Genomic DNA, 2874 nt, shown 5'->3' on the forward strand with positions numbered 1-2874 from the left:
CCGGCGATCAGCGCGATGTTGGTGACCAGCCCGTCCATGGCGCCGAAGGTGGCGGCGCGCAGCCAGCCACCGGAGACGTCGGCGTGGTGATGCTCGGCGATCGCGGTCACGGCAGTGTCAAGATTTCGAACCCGTCGTCCGTGACCACCAGCGTGTGCTCGAACTGGGCGGTCCACTTACGGTCCTTGGTGACGACCGTCCAGCCGTCCTTCCAGATCTCGTACTCATGGGTGCCGAGGGTGATCATCGGCTCGATGGTGAATGTCATCCCGGGCTCCATGACGGTGTCCAGCCGCGGGTTGTCGTAGTGCGGGATGTAGAGCCCGGAGTGGAACGTCTCGCCGATCCCGTGACCGGTGAAGTCGCGGACCACGCCGTAGCCGAAGCGTCGCGCGTACGCCTCGATGACCCGGCCGATCGCATTGATCGGGCGCCCTGGTGCGACCGCGCGGATGCCGCGCATCATCGCCTCGTGGGTCCGCTCGACCAGCAGGCGGGCCTCCTCGCTCACCTCGCCCACGCAGAACGTCGCGTCGGTGTCGCCGTGCACGCCGTTCAGGTACGCCGTGACGTCGACGTTGATGATGTCGCCGTCCTCCAGCACGGTGGAGTCCGGGATGCCGTGGCAGATCACCTCGTTGAGCGAGGTGCAGCAGGATTTCGGGAAGCCCTTGTAGCCGAGGGTCGACGGGTACGCCCCGTGGTCGAGCAGGAACTCGTGCACCACCCGGTCGATCTCGTCGGTGGTCACGCCCGGCTTGCAGTGCTCCCCGGCCAGCTGGGTGGCCTGCGCCGCGAGCCGGCCGGCGATCCGCATCCGATCGATCGTCTCGGCGGTCTGCACGTGCGACCCGCGCCACTCCCTGGGGCGTTTCTTCCCCACGTACTCAGGGCGGACGATCTGAGCCGGGACCGATCGCGCACGCGATTGCTTTCCCGGCACGAGTGGGGCACGTACGGTCATGGGCACAGCCTAACCGGCGGCGAACGCGCCCCGGCCGGGAGCGGACGCCCCGTCCTTGCCGCCCCCGGAGCGCTGTGAAATCGTGTTGTCGTGGATCAAGAGGGCCAGGACCCGAACTTCTCGGTGACCGGCGCCGTGGACGGCGGCCGGGTCACCGTGACGGTGACCGTCCAGAGGCCCTTGAGCGCGTAGACCGACGCGGGGCGCAGGCTGATCGACGACGCGTCGTCGAAGTAGCGCGTGCGGCACGGGACCTCGGCCATCGGGAACCCGAGGTGCGCCGACTGGTAGAGGACCTCGGCGTCGAAGCTGAAGCCGATCGAGTTGCGCAGCCACGGGACCTCGAGCAGCAGGCGGCGGCTGTAGGCCCGGTAGCCGGTGTGGCACTCCGCCAGCGACGTCCCCATGATGCGGTTCTGGATCGCGGTCAGGCCGAGGTTCGCGATCCACTTGTACCAGGGCATCCCGCCGCGCAGGGCGCTCCGCCGGTTGGGCAGGAAGCGCGAGCCGAGCACGAGATCGGCGTCGCCCGCGACGATCGGGGCGACCATCGACGGGATCAGGTCCGGCGCGTACTGCCCGTCGGGGTGCAGCATCACGACGACGTCGGCGCCGCGCTGCAGGGCGTGGAGGTAGCACGTCTTCTGGTTCGCGCCGTAACCCGCGTTGTGCGGGTGCCAGACCGTCGTGATGTTCAGCCGCTCGGCGACCTGGAGCGTGTCGTCGGTCGACGAGTCGTCGACCAGCAGCAGCTCGTCGACCCAGTCGCGCGGGATCCCGTCGACCGTCGCCTCCAGCGTCAGCGCCGCGTTGTGCGCCGGCATCACGACGATGGTGCGGTGGTTCGGGTTGGCCTTGCTCATCGTCCGTGCGGGTCGCTGGTCGGGGTCGGGCCGGTGCGGACGGCCTCGAGGTAGATGCTCGCGCCGCGGCCCTCGCGGGACTCCCCCACGGCCGCCAGTACGGCGACCGGCAGGAGGGCCCCCGCGACCGCGGCCGTGAACGCCCGGCGCGCCCCGGACAGCGGGGCCTGCCGCGCGTCCGGCTGACGGATCGCATCGTAGAGGTCGCCCGCGCCCGGGACGCGCCCCACGAGACCGTGCAGCGCGCAGAAGACGGACTGGCCGGCGCGCAGGTGCCCGCGCGTGCGGATCGCAAAGCCCTCGGCCCGCAGCCCGTCCTCCAGCGCGCCGGGCGTGAAGTGCACGAGGTGCCGGGGCTGGTCCCAGGCGAGCCAGCGGTCGCCGAAGGACCGGGCCTGCCGGCTGTCGGCGTTCGGGCAGGCGAGCACGAGGACGCCGCCGGGCTGCAGCAGCCGGGCGGCCTCGCGGATCGCGACCCGCGGCTCGGGCAGGTGCTCGATCACGTGCCAGAGGATCACCGCGGCGGCCCCGCCCTCGGGGCGCTCGAGCTCGTCGAGCGCGTCGTCGCGCAGGTCCGGCCGCGCCGTGGTGTCGGCGTCGCGCTCCAGGCCGATCGCCTCGCGGCCGCGGCGGTGCAGCGCGTCGAGCAGGTGCCCGTCGCCGGCGCCGACGTCGATCACGACGCCGTCGGGGGCGATCCGGTCGACCGTCCAAGCCGTGCTGCCACGCGTCATCCGCAGGATCGCGTCGCCGGGACCGGAGAAGCGCCCGCCCTCGGGCCGGTACCAGTCCGCGTACGCGTGGTCGAGCTCGGCGGCGTCGGGCCACGGCCAGGTCAGCTGGACGCCGCACGAGGTGCAGCGCACGCGCCGGTGGCCGGTCGGGGTCGCATCCGCCGTGGGCGCACCGCACCACGGGCAGGCGGCTGGTCCGGCGGCGCGGTCGGGCGTCGGGGCGACGACCGGGTCGACCGCGTGCGAGGGGGACGTCGGCACCCGCCGGATCCTAGTCGGCGGCCTCCGCCGGGCGCCGCGGCGTACGGCGGCG

General features: G+C 72.5%; 3 protein-coding genes. All 3 read right to left on the reverse strand.

Going from position 1 to position 2874, the window contains the following annotated elements; all coding sequences use genetic code 11:
* Positions 1–106 precede the first annotated feature (106 nt).
* Positions 107–964 carry a type I methionyl aminopeptidase gene (gene map / locus AB0L40_RS27455; RefSeq protein ID WP_364361935.1) on the reverse strand — a complete coding sequence of 286 codons (858 nt, stop codon included), beginning with the start codon at positions 962–964 and terminating at the stop codon, positions 107–109.
* A gap of 95 nt (positions 965–1059) precedes the next feature.
* On the reverse strand, positions 1060–1827 hold the full coding sequence (locus tag AB0L40_RS27460; protein WP_364361937.1) for a glycosyltransferase family 2 protein: 768 nt from the start codon (positions 1825–1827) through the stop codon (positions 1060–1062).
* Positions 1824–2822 carry a methyltransferase domain-containing protein gene (locus AB0L40_RS27465; protein WP_364361939.1) on the reverse strand — a complete coding sequence of 333 codons (999 nt, stop codon included), beginning with the start codon at positions 2820–2822 and terminating at the stop codon, positions 1824–1826. Before AB0L40_RS27465 ends, AB0L40_RS27460 begins: the two co-directional genes overlap by 4 nt.
* Positions 2823–2874: the final 52 nt, after the last annotated feature.

The organism is Patulibacter sp. NPDC049589, assembly GCF_040675535.1.
GTDB lineage: Bacteria > Actinomycetota > Thermoleophilia > Solirubrobacterales > Solirubrobacteraceae > Patulibacter.